15 protein-coding genes are annotated in these 16,090 nt (G+C 49.8%); all 15 read left to right on the plus strand.

From position 1 onward, the window contains the following. Window positions 1-272 precede the first annotated feature (272 nt). The 15 genes from sdhC (at window position 273) to tolR (ending at window position 15,941) form a co-directional block, all read left to right on the plus strand. Window positions 273-674: a succinate dehydrogenase cytochrome b556 subunit gene (gene sdhC, locus CPY98_RS05950; protein WP_025800705.1), complete on the plus strand. Its 402-nt coding sequence runs from the start codon at window positions 273-275 to the stop codon at window positions 672-674. Continuing rightward, the gene (gene sdhD, locus CPY98_RS05955; RefSeq protein ID WP_025800706.1) at window positions 668-1,030 is read left to right on the plus strand and encodes a succinate dehydrogenase membrane anchor subunit; all 363 of its coding nucleotides are present in this window, start codon (window positions 668-670) and stop codon (window positions 1,028-1,030) included. The genes sdhC and sdhD overlap by 7 nt, the downstream gene beginning before the upstream one ends. Before the next feature lies 1 nt (window position 1,031). Then, window positions 1,032-2,813 carry a succinate dehydrogenase flavoprotein subunit gene (gene sdhA / locus CPY98_RS05960; RefSeq protein ID WP_043491886.1) on the plus strand — a complete coding sequence of 594 codons (1,782 nt, stop codon included), beginning with the start codon at window positions 1,032-1,034 and terminating at the stop codon, window positions 2,811-2,813. Window positions 2,814-2,864: 51 nt separating this feature from the next. Beyond that, window positions 2,865-3,581 carry a succinate dehydrogenase iron-sulfur subunit gene (locus CPY98_RS05965; RefSeq protein WP_025800708.1) on the plus strand — a complete coding sequence of 239 codons (717 nt, stop codon included), beginning with the start codon at window positions 2,865-2,867 and terminating at the stop codon, window positions 3,579-3,581. A 451-nt stretch (window positions 3,582-4,032) separates the two neighbouring features. After that, complete coding sequence (gene sucA / locus CPY98_RS05970) at window positions 4,033-6,840, plus strand: 2-oxoglutarate dehydrogenase E1 component (protein ID WP_025800709.1); 2,808 nt, start codon at window positions 4,033-4,035, stop codon at window positions 6,838-6,840. 60 nt (window positions 6,841-6,900) lie between these two features. Beyond that, window positions 6,901-8,115 (plus strand): 2-oxoglutarate dehydrogenase complex dihydrolipoyllysine-residue succinyltransferase, encoded by a 1,215-nt coding sequence (gene odhB / locus CPY98_RS05975; RefSeq protein WP_096386765.1) that lies wholly within the window; start codon window positions 6,901-6,903, stop codon window positions 8,113-8,115. Between the two features lie 130 nt (window positions 8,116-8,245). Beyond that, on the plus strand, window positions 8,246-9,412 hold the full coding sequence (sucC, locus tag CPY98_RS05980; protein WP_025800711.1) for an ADP-forming succinate--CoA ligase subunit beta: 1,167 nt from the start codon (window positions 8,246-8,248) through the stop codon (window positions 9,410-9,412). After that, a complete protein-coding gene (gene sucD, locus CPY98_RS05985; protein WP_025800712.1) occupies window positions 9,412-10,281 on the plus strand; it encodes a succinate--CoA ligase subunit alpha in 870 nt (289 codons plus the stop codon). Before sucC ends, sucD begins: the two co-directional genes overlap by 1 nt. Window positions 10,282-11,138: 857 nt before the next feature. Continuing rightward, window positions 11,139-12,701 carry a cytochrome ubiquinol oxidase subunit I gene (gene cydA, locus CPY98_RS05990; RefSeq protein ID WP_025800713.1) on the plus strand — a complete coding sequence of 521 codons (1,563 nt, stop codon included), beginning with the start codon at window positions 11,139-11,141 and terminating at the stop codon, window positions 12,699-12,701. A 14-nt stretch (window positions 12,702-12,715) separates the two neighbouring features. Continuing rightward, window positions 12,716-13,855, plus strand: coding sequence for a cytochrome d ubiquinol oxidase subunit II (cydB, locus tag CPY98_RS05995; protein WP_043491900.1), 1,140 nt, complete (start codon window positions 12,716-12,718; stop codon window positions 13,853-13,855). Between the two features lie 12 nt (window positions 13,856-13,867). Next, window positions 13,868-13,981, plus strand: a complete 114-nt coding sequence (cydX, locus tag CPY98_RS06000; RefSeq protein WP_020303871.1) for a cytochrome bd-I oxidase subunit CydX — start codon at window positions 13,868-13,870, stop codon at window positions 13,979-13,981. Then, entirely contained in the window at window positions 13,981-14,274 is a 294-nt protein-coding gene (gene ybgE / locus CPY98_RS06005; RefSeq protein ID WP_025800715.1) for a cyd operon protein YbgE, read from the plus strand. Before cydX ends, ybgE begins: the two co-directional genes overlap by 1 nt. A 146-nt stretch (window positions 14,275-14,420) precedes the next feature. Continuing rightward, window positions 14,421-14,825: a tol-pal system-associated acyl-CoA thioesterase gene (gene ybgC / locus CPY98_RS06010; protein WP_025800716.1), complete on the plus strand. Its 405-nt coding sequence runs from the start codon at window positions 14,421-14,423 to the stop codon at window positions 14,823-14,825. A 5-nt stretch (window positions 14,826-14,830) separates the two neighbouring features. Then, window positions 14,831-15,505, plus strand: a complete 675-nt coding sequence (gene tolQ, locus CPY98_RS06015) for a Tol-Pal system protein TolQ (protein WP_202209954.1) — start codon at window positions 14,831-14,833, stop codon at window positions 15,503-15,505. Between the two features lie 13 nt (window positions 15,506-15,518). Then, window positions 15,519-15,941, plus strand: coding sequence for a colicin uptake protein TolR (tolR, locus tag CPY98_RS06020; protein WP_004096609.1), 423 nt, complete (start codon window positions 15,519-15,521; stop codon window positions 15,939-15,941). Window positions 15,942-16,090: the final 149 nt, after the last annotated feature.

Below are 16,090 nucleotides of genomic sequence, written 5' to 3' on the forward strand. Positions count from 1 at the left end.
TACTTCTATACTGCCGCCAGGTCTCCGGGACTTATTGTTTTTTAGGGTTGTACCCTCTAAGAAACTGCCCTGAAGTAGGAGCACCCAGCGTGAATATGAAGCGCGCCGTTTTAGCACAGTGGAAGCTGTAGGCGTGTGACGTGAAGGATTACCCAACTTATTGGGTTGCGATAGGTGAACGCCGAAGCAACTTTAATCAGACAGGTAAAGCGCTGCTTGACCCCGCCCAGGCCCGGAGGAAGGAAAAATAATAAAAGAGCTGTGTGGGCGCTATGATAAAAAATGTCAAAAAGCTTTCAAAAAAACAAAGACCCGTCAATCTGGATCTGCAAACGATCCGATTTCCCGTCACTGCGATAGCCTCCATATTACACCGCGCTTCAGGTGTGATTACCTTTGTATCACTCGGTATTCTGCTTTGGTTACTGGGACTTTCCCTCTCTTCTCCAGAAGGGTTTGTTCAGGCCGCAGCGGTTATGGATAGCTTTATCGTTAAATTCATCGTGTGGGGGATCCTCACTGCGTTGGCGTACCACATTTGTGGTGGTATTCGTCACATGCTGATGGATTTTGGCTACATCGAAGAGAGTTTCGCCGCAGGTAGTCGCACAGCTTATGTTTCATTTGCGATCACCGTCGTACTTTCTATTTTAGCTGGAGTCCTCGTATGGTAACCCCAAACTCAAAAACCAGTGCATCAGCCTTAGGCCGTAATGGTATTCATGATTGGTTACTGCTGCGTGCGGCGGCCATCGTTATTACCTTATATGTCCTCTACATTCTCGGTTTTATCTTCACCGCAGATTCCCTGACCTATGAAATCTGGCGCGGATTCTTCGCCTCTAACATCACTAAAGTCTTTACCGTGCTCACGTTGGTATCCATTTTGGCTCACGCCTGGATTGGTATGTGGCAAGTGTTAACGGATTACATTAAACCGCTGGCATTACGGCTGATCCTTCAGCTCGTTATCGTTGTCGCGCTGGTGGTTTACTTGGTTTACGGAACATTAGTTGTGTGGGGTGCCTAACATGAGTCAGTCAGTTAGTGGTCTTGAAGTAAGAGAATTTGATGCTGTTGTTATCGGTGCGGGTGGCGCAGGTATGCGTGCCGCGCTGCAAATATCCCAGATGGGACTGTCTTGCGCCCTGTTATCTAAAGTATTCCCAACGCGTTCTCATACCGTATCCGCTCAGGGCGGCATTACGGTTGCACTGGGTAACACCCATGAAGATAACTGGGAATGGCATATGTATGACACGGTGAAAGGCTCCGACTATATCGGTGACCAAGACGCCATTGAATATATGTGTAAAACCGGCCCAGAGGCGATTCTAGAATTAGAACACATGGGACTGCCATTCTCGCGTTTGGACGATGGCAAAATTTATCAGCGCCCGTTTGGTGGCCAGTCTAAAAACTTTGGTGGCGAGCAAGCGGCACGTACCGCAGCGGCGGCTGACCGTACCGGCCATGCGCTATTGCATACGCTTTATCAGCAAAACCTGAAAAACCACACCACGATTTTCTCCGAGTGGTACGCGCTGGATCTGGTAAAAAACCAAGACGGTGCCGTGGTTGGGACAACGGCTATCTGTATCGAAACCGGTGAAGTGGTTTACTTCAAAGCCAAAGCCACTATTTTGGCGACCGGCGGTGCAGGACGTATTTACCAGTCAACCACTAACGCGCATATCAACACCGGTGACGGCGTGGGCATGGCGCTGCGTGCTGGGGTTCCGGTGCAGGATATGGAAATGTGGCAGTTCCACCCAACTGGTATCGCCGGTGCGGGGGTTCTGGTTACAGAAGGTTGCCGTGGTGAAGGCGGTTATTTGCTGAATAAACACGGCGAGCGTTTCATGGAGCGCTATGCGCCAAACGCGAAAGACCTTGCAGGTCGTGACGTTGTTGCACGCTCCATCATGATTGAAATTCGTGAAGGCCGTGGCTGCGATGGTCCTTGGGGTCCGCATGCCAAACTGAAACTGGATCATCTGGGTAAAGACGTGCTTGAAGCGCGCTTGCCGGGGATCTTGGAACTGTCGCGTACCTTTGCGCACGTGGATCCGGTGAAAGAACCGATCCCAGTTATCCCAACCTGCCACTATATGATGGGTGGGATCCCAACCAAAGTCACCGGTCAAGCACTAACCGTGAATGAGAAGGGTGAAGACGTCGTGATCCCTGGGCTGTTTGCGGTTGGTGAAATTGCCTGCGTATCGGTTCATGGGGCTAACCGTCTAGGCGGTAACTCACTGCTCGATCTTGTAGTATTTGGTCGTTCTGCTGGCCTGCATTTGCAAGAGTGCCTGACCGAGCAGGGGCCAAGCCGCGACGCGAGCGAATCGGATATCGAAGCTTCACTGGATCGTATGAATCGTTGGAACAACACCCGCAGCGGTGAAGATCCGGTTCAAATCCGTAAAGATCTCCAGTCTTGCATGCAGCACAACTTCTCGGTATTCCGCGAAGGTGATGCGATGGCGAAAGGCTTAGAAGAGCTGAAAGTGATCCGTGAGCGTCTGAAAAATGCGCGTCTGGACGATACTTCTAGCGATTTCAACACCCAACGCGTTGAGTGCTTGGAATTGGATAACCTGATGGAAACTGCTTTTGCGACCGCAGTTTCAGCGAACTTCCGTACCGAAAGCCGTGGCGCACATAGCCGCTTTGACTTCCCGGATCGTGATGACGCTAACTGGCTGTGCCATAGCCTGTATCTGCCGCAAACCGAGAGCATGACACGCCGCAGCGTGAACATGGAACCTAAGTTACGTCCGGCGTTCCCGCCGAAGATCCGTACTTACTGATTGTTCCATCAATCACTCGGTTAGTTACCCATTTTTTGCGGAGAAACGGTCATGAAAGTAGAGTTTTCTGTATATCGCTATAACCCGGACGTCGATAACGCGCCACGGATGCAAGATTATACCCTAGAGGCCGAAGAAGGCCGCGACATGATGCTGCTCGATGCGCTGATCTTGCTTAAAGAGCAAGATCCAACGCTGGCCTTCCGCCGCTCTTGTCGTGAAGGGGTTTGCGGTTCTGACGGTGTAAACATGAACGGTAAGAACGGACTGGCCTGTATCACGCCGGTTTCAACCCTACAGCGTTCAGGCAAAAAAATTGTGATTCGTCCGCTACCAGGTTTGCCCGTCGTGCGCGATCTGGTGGTCGATATGGGGCAGTTTTACACTCAATACGAAAAAATTAAGCCTTATCTGCTTAACGACGGTAAAAATCCTCCGGCACGTGAGCATTTGCAGATGCCGGAACAGCGTGAGAAGTTAGATGGTTTGTACGAATGTATTCTTTGTGCATGCTGTTCAACCTCATGCCCATCGTTCTGGTGGAACCCGGATAAGTTTATCGGCCCAGCGGGTCTACTGGCATCGTATCGTTTCTTAATCGATAGCCGTGACACTGAAACGGATAGCCGTTTAGACGATTTAGATGACGCTTTCAGCGTATTCCGCTGCCATAGCATTATGAACTGCGTCAATGTGTGTCCAAAAGGCTTGAACCCGACCCGTGCAATTGGTCATATTAAGTCTATGTTGCTTCACCGCAGTGCTTAAGGCTTACCCCGTCATACTTCAAGCTGCATGGGTGTTGGCTGCGTTTGTTCACCCTAGTCACATAGTTATCTCTGTGACTAGGGCTTCACAAACTTGCCGCCTAAATGCAACTCGAATTATTTAGGGGATATTTATTTAAAATTCCAGCGCTTAGCGTTGGATTTATGCGAACCTCTCCCTCCTTGAAAAGGGAGGATGAGAGGGGTTGTAATAGGTAGTACTAAGACGCAAGACACATTTTTGCAACAGGTGATGTATCTTCGTCACAAAAAGCACATAGAGTCATCTGACGATAGGTGCAATTACTATAAGATAGTTACGGTAAAGTAATTGCGATGTATGTAATTACGATAAATGTTTTTAATAACACTCGGTTGGATGCGAGCATTTGTTAAAAGCATGATGTTTATCACGGCGAAAACTAAAGCTGAAAACAGCTTAAGGGATCATGATGCAGAACGGCGCAATGAAGGCCTGGCTGGATTCCTCCTATCTGGCGGGCGCAAACCAGTCCTACATAGAGCAGCTCTATGAAGACTATCTCACCGATCCTGACTCGGTGGATCTGAGCTGGAAGGAAATTTTCCAACAGTTGCCGACGATCGGCCTGAAATCGGAACAATTCCACTCTCAAACACGAGACTACTTCCGCCGTCTGGCGAAAGACCCGTCCCGGTTTAATCTCTCTCTAAACGACCCTGATACGGATGCTAAGCAGGTCAAGGTGTTGCAGATGATCAACGCCTTCCGTTTCCGCGGTCATCAGCAAGCCAATCTGGATCCATTAGGTTTGTGGAAGCAGGATGCGGTGCCCGATCTGGAACCGTCCTACCACAACCTGACCGAAGAAGATTTTGATCAGACGTTCAACGTTGGTTCTTTTGCCATCGGCAAAGAGACAATGAAGCTGTCCGATCTGTATCAGGCGCTTAAGCAGACTTATTGTGGTTCCATCGGTGCAGAATATATGCACATCACCAACACGGAAGAAAAACGTTGGATTCAGCAACGTTTAGAATCTGTTGTCGGTCAGCCTTCCTTTACTCAAGAAGAAAAACAGCGTTTCCTGCGTGAGTTAACCGCAGCGGAAGGGCTGGAGCGCTATCTGGGAGCAAAATTCCCTGGCGCGAAACGCTTCTCACTGGAAGGCGGCGACGCGTTGGTGCCTATGCTCAAAGAGCTGATCCGCCATGCGGGTAAAAACGGTACGCGTGAAGCCGTTCTCGGGATGGCGCACCGTGGCCGCCTGAACGTGCTGATTAACGTGCTGGGTAAAAAACCGCAGGATCTGTTCGACGAATTTGCCGGTAAACATAAAGAACACCTCGGTGCCGGTGACGTTAAGTACCATATGGGCTTCTCGTCTGACGTTGAAACCGAAGGCGGTTTGGTGCATCTGGCGTTGGCGTTTAACCCGTCGCATCTGGAAATTGTGAGCCCTGTGGTCATGGGGTCGGTACGTGCCCGTCGCGATCGTCTGGATGAAGCGCGTAGTAATATGGTTCTGCCAATCACCATTCACGGTGATGCGGCAATCGCAGGCCAAGGCATTGTGCAGGAAACGCTGAACATGTCTCAGGCGCGTGGTTACGAAGTGGGCGGTACCGTTCGCATCGTTATCAACAACCAAATCGGGTTTACCACCTCTAATCCGAAAGACGCGCGTTCAACTCAGTACTGTACTGACATCGCGAAAATGGTTCAGGCGCCGATCTTCCACGTTAACGCGGATGATCCTGAAGCCGTTGCCTTTGTAACGCGTTTGGCCCTCGATTTCCGTAACACCTTTAAACGTGATGTGATGATCGATCTGGTGTGCTACCGCCGCCATGGTCATAACGAAGCTGATGAGCCAAGTGCAACCCAGCCGGTTATGTACCAGAAAATCAAAAAACATCCGACCCCGCGTAAAATTTACGCTGATAAGCTGACCGAGCAGAGCGTTGCCTCTCTCGAAGATGCCACGGAAATGGTTAACCTGTATCGTGACGCGTTGGATCGCGGCGAGTGTGTGGTGGACGAGTGGCGTCCGATGAACATGCATACCTTCACATGGTCTCCTTACCTGAACCATGAGTGGGATGAAGTTTATCCAAGCACCGTTGAGCTAAAACGCTTGCAGGATTTGGCTCGTCGTATCAGTCGTGCACCAGAATCGGTTGAAATGCAGTCGCGTGTGGCCAAAATTTATGGCGACCGTGCCGAGATGGCTGAAGGTAACAAACTGTTTGACTGGGGCGCGGCTGAAAACTTGGCCTACGCCACCTTAGTGGATGAAGGAGTTCCAGTCCGTATTTCTGGCGAAGACTGCGGGCGTGGTACGTTCTTCCACCGCCATTCAGTGATCCATAACCAGAAAGATGGCTCCGTGTATATTCCGCTTGAAAACGTGCATAACGGCCAAGGTGATTTCAAAGTTTGGGACTCCGTGCTGTCTGAGGCCGCTGTTTTAGCCTTTGAATATGGTTACGCCACCGCAGAACCTCGCACGCTGACCATCTGGGAAGCGCAGTTTGGTGACTTTGCCAACGGTGCGCAGGTGGTGATTGACCAGTTCATCAGCTCCGGCGAGCAGAAATGGGGTCGTCTGTGTGGTTTAGTGATGCTGTTGCCACATGGCTATGAAGGCCAAGGCCCTGAGCACTCCTCTGCACGTTTAGAACGCTATCTGCAACTGTGCGCTGACCAGAATATGCAGGTTTGTATTCCGTCTACGCCGGCTCAGGTTTATCACATGCTACGTCGTCAGGCGCTACGCGGAATGCGTCGCCCTCTGATTGTGATGTCGCCTAAATCCTTGCTGCGCCATCCGTTAGCGGTATCTTCTCTGGAAGAGCTGGCAAACGGCAGCTTCCAGCCGGTGATTGGCGAGATTGATGAAATCGATCCAAAAGACGTTAAGCGTGTGGTGATGTGTTCCGGTAAGGTTTACTACGACCTGTTGGAACAACGTCGCAAAAACGAACAGAAAGACGTGGCGATTGTGCGTATCGAACAGCTGTATCCATTCCCTCACCAGGCGATTCAGGATGCATTTGCCCCTTATGCCCACGTACACGATTTTGTCTGGTGTCAGGAAGAACCACTGAACCAAGGTGCTTGGTACTGTAGCCAGCATAACTTCCGTGAAGTGATTCCTTTTGGAGCATCGTTGCGTTATGCGGGGCGTGCGGCATCGGCTTCGCCGGCTGTGGGTTATATGTCGGTTCACCAGAAACAGCAGCAAGATCTGGTTAACGACGCGCTGAACGTGGAATAAGAGTCTGGGCGCATAAGCGCCCAGTTCTGCAAAAAAATTGGTTATAAAAAAGGATATAGCATGAGTAGCGTAGAAATTCTGGTCCCTGACCTACCTGAATCCGTTGCCGACGCTACGGTTGCAACGTGGCACAAAAAACCGGGCGATACCGTTGCCCGCGATGAAGTGATCGTTGAAATCGAAACCGACAAAGTTGTTCTGGAAGTGCCAGCGCCGGAAGCCGGCATTATGGATGCCATTCTGGAAGAAGAGGGTGCAACCGTACTTTCTCGCCAGCTGTTGGGCCGTTTGCGTCCGGCTGATGTTTCCGGCAAACCGACCACTGACAAAGCGCAATCGTCTGAATCAACACCAGCCTCACGCCATACGGCGGATCTGGAAGAGGGTAGCAGCGATGCACAAGGCCCAGCCATTCGTCGCCTGTTAGCCGAGCATTCTCTGAATGCCGCTGACATCAAAGGCACCGGCGTGGGTGGCCGTCTGACCCGCGAAGATGTTGACAAACATTTAGCTTCAGCACCAAAAGCCGCCAAAGCGGCTGAGCCAGAAGTACCAGCCGCCGCTCCATTAGGCGCTCGTACTGAAAAACGCGTTCCGATGACTCGCCTGCGTAAGCGTGTGGCTGAGCGTTTGCTGGAAGCGAAAAACAGCACCGCGATGTTGACGACCTTTAACGAAGTCAACATGAAGCCAATCATGGACATGCGTAAGCAGTACGGCGAAGCATTTGAGAAACGCCACGGTGTGCGTCTGGGCTTTATGTCTTTCTACATCAAAGCGGTGTTGGAAGCGCTGAAGCGTTATCCAGAAGTGAACGCCTCTATTGATGGCGAAGATGTGGTTTATCACAACTACTTCGACGTCAGCATTGCGGTGTCCACGCCACGCGGCTTGGTAACGCCAGTGCTGCGCAACGTTGATACGTTGGGTATGGCTGACATTGAGAAAAATATTAAAGAACTCGCGGTGAAAGGTCGTGATGGCAAACTGAAAGTTGAAGAACTGACCGGCGGTAACTTCACCATTACCAACGGCGGCGTATTTGGCTCACTGATGTCTACTCCGATCATCAACCCACCGCAGAGCGCGATTCTGGGCATGCACGCGATCAAAGATCGTCCGATGGCGGTGAATGGTCAGGTTGTGATCCTGCCAATGATGTATCTGGCTCTGTCTTACGATCATCGCCTGATCGATGGACGCGAATCCGTAGGCTTCTTGGTTACGGTGAAAGAGATGCTGGAAGATCCGGCCCGTCTGCTGCTGGACGTATAAGCCAAGTCTCCTCCCCGTGCTCCTTTCAGGTGTGCGGGGGATGGAGAACCCCTACTGAAGTAAAGACGCTATGCACTGATTCGCTAACAGCGGGTCATATCCACAAATATAATTAAATGGATAGAACATCATGAATCTACACGAATATCAGGCCAAACAACTGTTTGCTCGGTATGGTCTACCGGCACCGGTCGGTTATGCCTGCACCACACCTCGCGAAGCAGAAGAAGCAGCATCCAAAATCGGTTCCGGCCCGTGGGTGGTGAAATGTCAGGTTCACGCTGGTGGCCGCGGTAAAGCGGGCGGCGTTAAGCTGGTTAAATCTAAAGAAGAGATCCGTGCTTTTGCTGAGAACTGGTTAGGTAAGCGTTTAGTGACTTACCAGACAGATGCGCTGGGTCAGCCGGTTCACCAGATTCTGGTGGAAGGCGCAACGGATATTGATAAAGAGCTGTATCTGGGCGCGGTTGTCGATCGTGGCACACGTCGCGTGGTGTTCATGGCATCCACCGAAGGTGGCGTGGAAATTGAGAAAGTGGCTGATGAAACGCCACACTTGATCCATAAAACTGCACTGGATCCATTAACGGGGCCACAGCCTTATCAAGGCCGCGAGCTGGCATTTAAACTGGGTTTGACGGGCAAACAAGTCGGTCAATTCACCAAAATCTTTATGGGCCTGGCGACGCTGTTCCTTGAGCGCGATCTGGCTTTGGTTGAGATTAACCCGCTGGTTATCACCAAGCAGGGCGATCTGATTTGTTTAGACGGCAAACTGAGCGCTGACGGCAATGCGCTGTTCCGCCAAGCTGAACTGCGTGAAATGCGCGATCCTTCTCAGGAAGATGCGCGTGAATCTCAGGCTGCACAGTGGGAACTGAACTACGTTGCGCTAGACGGCAACATCGGTTGCATGGTGAACGGTGCTGGCTTAGCGATGGGTACCATGGACATCGTTAAATTGCACGGCGGCGAACCCGCTAACTTCTTAGACGTTGGCGGCGGTGCAACCAAAGAGCGTGTGACCGAAGCGTTTAAAATTATTCTCTCCGATGAGAAAGTGAAAGCGGTGCTGGTTAATATCTTCGGCGGCATTGTGCGCTGTGACCTGATCGCTGATGGGATTATCGGTGCGGTAGCTGAAGTGGGCGTTAACGTACCGGTTGTGGTGCGTTTAGAAGGTAACAACGCTGAGCTGGGTGCGAAAAAACTGGCTGACAGCGGTCTGAATATTATTGCAGCGAAAAGCTTAACGGATGCTGCGCAGCAGGTTGTTGCTGCCGTGGAGGGAAAATAATGTCCATTTTAATTAATAAAGATACCAAAGTGATCTGCCAAGGTTTTACCGGCAGTCAGGGCACCTTCCATTCTGAACAGGCTCTAGCCTACGGTACTAAATTAGTTGGCGGTGTTACGCCAGGTAAAGGTGGCACCGAACATCTGGGTCTGCCAGTATTTAATACCGTGCGTGAAGCAGTTGAAACGACAGGTGCAACGGCGTCGGTTATCTATGTCCCTGCGCCTTTCTGCAAAGATTCCATTCTGGAAGCGATTGATGCAGGCATTAAGCTGATCATCTGTATCACTGAAGGCATCCCGACTCTGGATATGCTGGTGGTGAAAGCGAAGCTGGAACAGAGCGATGCTCGCATGATCGGTCCAAACTGTCCGGGCGTTATCACTCCGGGTGAATGTAAGATCGGTATTATGCCTGGTCACATCCATCTGCCGGGGAAAGTGGGTATCGTGTCTCGTTCTGGTACCTTGACCTATGAAGCCGTTAAGCAAACGACAGATATCGGTTTTGGCCAGTCTAGCTGTGTCGGTATCGGCGGCGATCCCATCCCAGGCTCTAACTTCATCGATATCCTGAAATTGTTCCAGGAAGATCCGCAGACTGAAGTGATTGTGATGATTGGTGAAATCGGCGGTAACGCTGAAGAAGACGCTGCTGCATACATTAAAGAGCATGTGACTAAGCCTGTAGTCGGCTATATCGCGGGTGTTACTGCGCCTAAAGGTAAACGTATGGGCCACGCAGGCGCCATTATTGCTGGTGGGAAAGGTACTGCGGACGAAAAATTTGCAGCGTTGGAAGCAGCAGGGGTGAAAACCGTACGCAGCTTGGCCGAAATTGGCAACGCCGTGAAAACAGTATTGCGTTAAGTCTTGTTCAAACATCACGTTTGAACGCTGTTTGTTGAAAGAAACAGAAAAGTTTCGACATGTTGGGTCACTTCGGTGGCCCTTTTTTATACCCTGAGCAACAACATTCCGTATCGCGGTTAAATGGCCACTGCAATTCCTTCGCCACACAGAGAAAAATGGCGATATTTTATGCTACATCAACTCTGCGCTATTGCTTCTTTCGCCATTAACTTCTTACCTGTTTGCGTAACGTTTCCGCTTTGCTTACTGACGATTTGTCACGTTGCTTTATTACTCTGTTATTTAAAATAGCGCGCAATGAAAATAAAAAATCACGGAAAAGAAACAGGATGCCGAATAAATAACAATCAATTAACAATAAGTAACCATGAATACGTTTATGATACTTTTGCTTAACATAGATCAATGAAATTCCTATAAAAAAATGCCAGAAATAGTGCCTTAAACAGTGGGTTTTGCTAATCTTGTTGCAGATCAATTTTGGGTAATTATAACCATTTGCCTAAAACGTGACCTAAATACACAAATCTAATTCCTAACATGAAAATACCTATTTATTGTGTGGGAATGGCGGGGTACTATTTACTCGTCTGTAATACTGAGTCGTTTTTATTGTTATATTTGTTATCTTCCTTCGGTTTTTCGTTGCAAACGTTTTCTGAACTATGCTGATGGAGAGGTTTTACCTCAACACCCGTTGCTAAGATTTGGAAAGCGTAGGCTGCCGAGAATTGGGGGAGGTTCCAATTTGTTGTTGAAGGGCATTCACTGCTGGTAGTTATGTGACTTCCGTACTCGAACGGGAGCCGTGTTGCCGCAAGTCGGAGTCTTCCTGCGAGGAGCAAGGAGTCAAGATGTTGGATATTGTCGAACTGTCACGGTTACAGTTTGCCTTAACGGCGATGTACCACTTCCTGTTTGTGCCACTAACGCTGGGTATGGCGTTCTTGTTGGCCATCATGGAAACGGTATACGTTCTTACGGGCAAACAAGTTTATAAAGATATGACTAAGTTCTGGGGCAAGTTGTTTGGTATCAACTTTGCGCTTGGGGTTGCCACGGGTTTAACCATGGAATTCCAGTTCGGGACTAACTGGTCATACTATTCCCACTACGTTGGAGACATCTTTGGTGCGCCGTTGGCCATTGAAGGGTTGATGGCGTTCTTCCTTGAATCTACCTTTGTTGGTCTGTTCTTCTTTGGCTGGGATCGTCTGGGCAAAGTACAGCACTTGGCAGCCACCTGGTTAGTTGCGTTAGGTTCCAACCTGTCTGCACTGTGGATTCTGGTGGCTAACGGCTGGATGCAGAACCCAATCGCGTCGGATTTCAACTTTGAAACCATGCGTATGGAAATGGTGAGCTTCTCTGAGCTGGTATTAAACCCAGTTGCTCAGGTGAAATTCGTTCACACCGTTTCTGCGGGCTACGTGACCGGTGCCATGTTCGTTCTGGGTATCAGTTCCTACTACTTGCTGAAAGGCCGTGATTTCGCCTTTGCTAAGCGTTCATTTGCTATCGCCGCGGCGTTTGGTCTGGCTGCGTCTCTGTCTGTTATCGTTCTGGGTGATGAATCCGGTTACGAGATGGGGGACGTACAGAAAACCAAACTGGCAGCGATTGAAGCAGAGTGGGAAACCCAACCGGCTCCAGCATCGTTTACTCTGTTTGGTATCCCTAATCAGGAAACCATGACCAACGAATATGCGATTCAAATTCCTTACGCACTGGGCCTGATCGCGACGCGTTCGCTTGATCAGAAAGTGACTGGCCTGAAAGAGCTGATGGCTCAGCATCAGGTTCGTATCCGTAATGGTATGAAAGCTTACGAGTTGCTGCAGGAACTACGTACCGGTAACACCGATCCTACCGTGCGTGATGCCTTCAACAAAACCAAGCAGGACTTGGGCTACGGTATGCTGCTGAAGCGTTATACTGATAACCCATCTCAGGCAAGTGAAGAGCAGATTCAGGCCGCAACCAAAGATTCTATTCCTAAAGTTGCTCCGTTGTACTTTGCCTTCCGCATCATGGTGGCATGTGGCTTTGCGCTGTTGCTGATCATTGCACTGTCCTTCTGGAGCGTTGTTCGCGGTAACGTGGGTAAAAAACGCTGGCTGCACCGTGCGGCATTGCTGGGTATTCCTTTACCTTGGATTGCCTGTGAAGCGGGCTGGTTTGTTGCTGAGTATGGTCGTCAACCATGGGCTATCGGTGAAGTATTGCCGACCGCGGTGGCGAACTCTTCTCTAACAACGGGCGATCTGCTGTTCTCCATTATTCTGATCTGCGGTCTGTACACGCTGTTCTTAGTCGCAGAAATGTATTTGATGTTCAAATTTGCTCGCCTGGGGCCAAGCAGCCTGAAGAGCGGTCGTTATCATTTTGAACAGACGAATGCAGTAGAAGCGCGCTAACAGGAGTCCACGCTATGTTTGATTATGAAGTATTGCGGTTTGTCTGGTGGCTGCTCGTTGGTGTGCTGCTGATTGGATTCGCAGTCACCGATGGTTTTGATATGGGGGTAGGTGTGCTCTCCCGTATCATCGGTAAGACCGATACCGAACGCCGTATTATGATTAACGCGGTTGCCCCTCACTGGGAAGGTAACCAAGTTTGGCTGGTAACCGCGGGTGGTGCGCTGTTTGCTGCATGGCCAATGGTTTACGCGGCTGCATTCTCCGGCTTCTACGTTGCTATGATTTTAGTGCTGGCGTCATTGTTCTTCCGTCCGGTTGGCTTTGATTACCGTTCTAAGATCGAGAGTACACGCTGGCGTAACATGTGGGACTGGGGCATCTTTATTGGTAGCTTCGTGCCTGCACTAGTCTTCGGCGTGGCATTCGGTAACTTGCTGTTGGGTGTTCCATTCCATATTGATGAATACCTGCGTCTTTACTACACAGGCAACTTCTTCCAACTGCTGAATCCGTTTGGCCTGTTGGCGGGTGTGGTTAGCTTGACGATGTTGTTGGCTCAGGGCGCAACTTATCTGCAAATGAAAACCTCGGGCGAAGTGCATTTGCGCTCTCGTACTGCGGCGCAGATTTGTTCTCTGGTCATGGCAGTCGCATTCTTGCTGGCAGGCGTTTGGCTGGTGAAAGGCATTGATGGTTATGTGATTACTTCTGCTATCGATACTACGGCCCAGTCTAACCCACTGCGTAAAGAAGTTGCTCATCAGGCCGGTGCATGGCTGTTGAACTTCAACAAGTACCCAATCCTGTGGGCTCTGCCTGCGCTGGGTGTGGTACTGCCGTTGCTGACAACGTTGTGCTCACGCGTTGAGAAAGGTGGCTGGGCGTTCCTGTTCTCCTCTCTGACCATTGCCTGTGTGATCCTGACCGCCGGTGTGACCATGTTCCCGTTCGTGATGCCTTCTATCACCAACCCAAGCATGAGTCTGACCATGTGGGATGCGACGTCTAGCTTGCTGACTCTGCAAGTGATGACCGTGGTTGCGATTATTTTTGTTCCAATTGTGCTGCTGTACACCATCTGGTGTTACTACAAAATGTTCGGCCGTTTGGACAAAAAATATATCGAAGAAAACACGCACTCACTTTATTAAGGAGCGATAACCATGTGGTATTTTGCCTGGATTTTAGGAACGCTTCTGGCTTGTTTCTTCGCTATCATCACTGCGATGGCGATTGAAAACAGCGAAGCCAAGGCAACGGCGAAAGACGCCGAGTAATGGCTAACTTATCTGATAAGCTCTATCAGATCATGGACAAGGGCCCGTTACGGGCCCTTTCACTGGTTCTGGCATTAGTGGTGGCGTTTTGTGTTTTTTGGGACCCATCGCGTTTTGCCGCAAAGACCAGTGAGCTTGAGATTTGGCAAGGGCTATTAATTATGTGGGCGGTTTGCGCCGGTGTGATACATGGCGTTGGTTTTCGTCCTTACCGCAGTCTGTGGAAAGCCGTGTTCTCTCCATTGCCTGCTGTGATTATTCTGCTGGCCGGTTTGTTACACTTCTTCAGTTAACGTCAAGAACGGTTAGTAATTCTTCAAAATAATTATGGGTCCATGATTGATCCATAATTATTTTCGTTCTCATCTACCTCCCCCATTCCCAACCCGTTTTCAAGTGAGTATAGTAACCGCGTTAATTTGCATTTCTGAGATGTAGAGTGAGTATTATGATCTTCCGATGGCCGGTACGTGTATATTACGAAGACACGGACGCCGGGGGCGTGGTTTATCACGCACGATACGTCGCTTTTTATGAAAGAGCGCGCACAGAGATGCTGCGCCAACATAATTTCAGTCAGCAACAATTGCTGAGTGAGCATGTCGCTTTTGCTGTCCGTCGCATGACGGTAGAGTATCTGTCACCTGCACGTCTGGATGACATGCTGGAGGTAGAGACTGAGATTACCGCCATACGAGGGGCTTCTCTCACGTTTGCCCAACGTATCATCAATTCGCAAGGCAAAATTTTAAGCCAAGCTGATGTGTTGGTTGCATGCATCGATCAAAACCAAATGAAGCCTATTGCGCTTCCCAAGTCTATTGTCGCGGAGTTTAAGCAGTGACTGACATGAACATGTTCGATTTATTTTTGAAGGCGAGCCTGCTGGTAAAGCTTATCATGCTGGTTTTGGTGTGCTTCTCTATCGCCTCTTGGGCCATCATCATTCAGCGTACCCGCATCCTGAATGCGGCCACGCGTGATGCTGAAGCCTTCGAAGATAAATTCTGGTCGGGAATTGAGTTATCTCGTCTGTATCAGGAAAGCCAAACTCGTCGTGATAGCCTGACTGGCTCAGAGCAAATCTTCCATTCTGGTTTTAAAGAATTTGCGCGTTTACACCGTGTAAACAGCCATGCTGCGGACGGCGTGATTGAAGGTGCAACGCGTGCGATGCGCATTTCATTAAATCGCGAAGTTGAAGGTTTGGAAACGCATATCCCGTTCTTGGGTACCGTTGGTTCAATCAGCCCGTATATCGGCCTGTTCGGTACCGTTTGGGGGATTATGCATGCCTTTATCGGTTTGGGTGCTGTTAAACAGGCAACCCTGCAAATGGTTGCTCCAGGTATTGCAGAAGCATTGATCGCAACGGCGATCGGTCTGTTTGCTGCAATCCCAGCGGTTATGGCCTACAACCGTCTGAATCAGCGTGTGAATAAGCTTGAACAGAATTACACCAATTTTATGGAAGAGTTCATTGCCATTCTGCACCGTCAGGCTTTTGCTACCGAATCTAAATAAGTAGGAGGTTAGCATGGCGAGATCAAGTGGCCGTCGCGAGCTCAAATCTGAAATTAACATCGTTCCGTTACTGGACGTGTTATTAGTTCTGGTACTGATTTTTATGGCGACAGCGCCGATTATCACCCAGAGCGTTGAGGTTGATTTACCCGACGCAACGGATTCAAAAACGGTAAGCACCAACGACAACCCACCGGTTATCGTTGAAGTGTCTGGCATTGGCCAATATGCGGTTGTGGTTGATCATAATCGTATGGAACAGCTGCCAGCGGAGCAGGTTGTTGCGGAAGCGCAATCTCAGCTTAAAGCTAATCCAAAAACCGTATTTTTGATCGGTGGTGCTAAAGATGTACCTTATGACGAAATCATTAAGGCGCTGAATCTTTTGCATCAGGCAGGCGTAGCCTCTGTAGGGTTAATGACGCAGCCGATCTGATTGCTGTAAAAAAGCATGAAATCCGTGTTGGAATTCCTGTACTAAAGCGCTAGCATGCAGCCTGTTTATAGGCTGCGTGTTGCATTTTGCGCAGAGGATATTTGGCACTTAATTTGTTTAACTGAGCTTTTGGAAACCGGCTCCGGGAT

The sequence above is a fragment of the Hafnia sp. CBA7124 genome (genome assembly GCF_002355555.1).
GTDB lineage: Bacteria > Pseudomonadota > Gammaproteobacteria > Enterobacterales > Enterobacteriaceae > Hafnia > Hafnia alvei.

Excerpts from the sequence above, each read along its gene's own strand:
- sdhC (WP_025800705.1), top strand. The coding sequence starts at position 273 with ATGATAAAAAATGTCAAAAAGCTTTCAAAAAAACAAAGACCCGTCAAT.
- sdhD (WP_025800706.1), top strand. The coding sequence starts at position 668 with ATGGTAACCCCAAACTCAAAAACCAGTGCATCAGCCTTAGGCCGTAAT.
- sdhA (WP_043491886.1), top strand. The coding sequence starts at position 1,032 with ATGAGTCAGTCAGTTAGTGGTCTTGAAGTAAGAGAATTTGATGCTGTT.
- CPY98_RS05965 (WP_025800708.1), top strand. The coding sequence starts at position 2,865 with ATGAAAGTAGAGTTTTCTGTATATCGCTATAACCCGGACGTCGATAAC.
- sucA (WP_025800709.1), top strand. The coding sequence starts at position 4,033 with ATGCAGAACGGCGCAATGAAGGCCTGGCTGGATTCCTCCTATCTGGCG.
- odhB (WP_096386765.1), top strand. The coding sequence starts at position 6,901 with ATGAGTAGCGTAGAAATTCTGGTCCCTGACCTACCTGAATCCGTTGCC.
- sucC (WP_025800711.1), top strand. The coding sequence starts at position 8,246 with ATGAATCTACACGAATATCAGGCCAAACAACTGTTTGCTCGGTATGGT.
- sucD (WP_025800712.1), top strand. The coding sequence starts at position 9,412 with ATGTCCATTTTAATTAATAAAGATACCAAAGTGATCTGCCAAGGTTTT.
- cydA (WP_025800713.1), top strand. The coding sequence starts at position 11,139 with ATGTTGGATATTGTCGAACTGTCACGGTTACAGTTTGCCTTAACGGCG.
- cydB (WP_043491900.1), top strand. The coding sequence starts at position 12,716 with ATGTTTGATTATGAAGTATTGCGGTTTGTCTGGTGGCTGCTCGTTGGT.
- cydX (WP_020303871.1), top strand. The coding sequence starts at position 13,868 with ATGTGGTATTTTGCCTGGATTTTAGGAACGCTTCTGGCTTGTTTCTTC.
- ybgE (WP_025800715.1), top strand. The coding sequence starts at position 13,981 with ATGGCTAACTTATCTGATAAGCTCTATCAGATCATGGACAAGGGCCCG.
- tolQ (WP_202209954.1), top strand. The coding sequence starts at position 14,831 with ATGAACATGTTCGATTTATTTTTGAAGGCGAGCCTGCTGGTAAAGCTT.
- tolR (WP_004096609.1), top strand. The coding sequence starts at position 15,519 with ATGGCGAGATCAAGTGGCCGTCGCGAGCTCAAATCTGAAATTAACATC.